The 1,556-nt window shown below is 36.2% G+C and carries 1 protein-coding gene; it reads left to right on the plus strand.

From position 1 onward, the window contains the following. Positions 1–202: 202 nt before the first annotated feature. Positions 203–1,387, plus strand: a complete 1,185-nt coding sequence (locus HMPREF2794_RS17225) for a clostripain-related cysteine peptidase (protein WP_055269444.1) — start codon at positions 203–205, stop codon at positions 1,385–1,387. The last annotated feature ends 169 nt before the right edge of the window (positions 1,388–1,556 follow it).

Below are 1,556 nucleotides of genomic sequence, written 5' to 3' on the forward strand. Positions count from 1 at the left end.
GGTTGGAGCAAGGCGTTGCTCCTTTTTTTATGTCTATATGCGAACTATTGGACTTACAGATATAGAGAATTACATTATTTTTCGGTAAATTTGCAGAAACACTTATTAAAAAGATACATCCGGATTACATTTTGATTATATAAATCAAAAAGTATTCTTTTTACGTTATATATCAAGAAGTAATTTTAATTCTGACAAAACAATGAAAACAGAGCGGAAATATTATCATTTGATAAAATCAGTTATCGTCATACTGTTCCTTTCTTTTGGCATGACTTCATGCGAGAAGGAAGATCCTGTTATAGTTCCCACAGAACAGACAGTATTCATGTATCTCCCGTGGTCTACTAACCTTACATCCAATTTTTATCAGAATATCAGCGACTTGGAAAGTGTAGTCGGAAAAAATATACTGAAGAATGAACGGGTGATTGTCTTCATGTGTACTACAGCAACGAAAGCCACTCTTTTCGAACTCACCTATGAAAATGGTAAAAGCGCACGTAAAACTCTAAAGGAATATACAGACCCTGCATATACAACGGCAGAAGGTATCACATCCATCCTCAATGACGTTCAACGCTATTCTCCTACCAAACGTTATGCAATGGTTATCGGCTGCCACGGTATGGGATGGATACCCGTATCAAACTCCCAATCGCGTAGCGGTCTCCGTACCAAGATGCACTGGGAGTACGAAAATGTACCAATGACACGTTATTTCGGAGGACTGGAACCTCAATATCAGACTGATATAACAACACTTGCCAAAGGTATTTCCAATGCAGGACTTAAAATGGAATATATATTATTCGATGACTGCTATATGTCGAGTGTAGAAGTAGCCTATGATCTCAAAGATGTGACTGATTATCTGATAGGGTCTACAAGTGAAGTGATGGCGTACGGCATGCCATACGCCGAAATTGGTCAATATCTGATAGGAAAAGTAGATTATGAGGGTATCTGTGACGGTTTCTACTCCTTTTATTCCAATTATAGCGAAATGCCATGCGGAACAATTGCTGTCACTGATTGCTCCGAACTTGATAATCTGGCAGCTATTATGAAAGAGATTAATCATCAATATACGTTTGATTCTTCATTAACCAGTTCCTTACAAAGATTAGACGGATATAATCCGGTCATCTTCTTTGATTATGGTGACTATGTTTCAAAATTATGCCCCGATAAAACTTTGGTAGCACAATTCAACGAACAGCTCAATCGCACAGTGCCATTCAAAAGAAATACAGAATATTTCTATTCTATGAGCAGAGGTAAAGTGAAAATAAATACATTTTCCGGCATTACAATCTCCGATCCGAGTACTAACAGGCTTGCTTCAGGAAAAAAAGAAACAGCATGGTATGCAGCTACCCATTAATATCTCATATCTCTAATAAGAGTATATTACTTTTGCTTAAAGTTACCGAGATGTATTTCTCATAACATAAAGATATATTTCTTATAGTATAAAAGAGTAAGCCCGAAAATCTCTTAATAAAAATAGAATCGAGATTTCAAATTCTTAATCAATGTTATAAAACATACGA

Source organism: Bacteroides sp. HMSC067B03 (assembly GCF_001811315.1).
Lineage (GTDB): Bacteria > Bacteroidota > Bacteroidia > Bacteroidales > Bacteroidaceae > Bacteroides > Bacteroides faecis.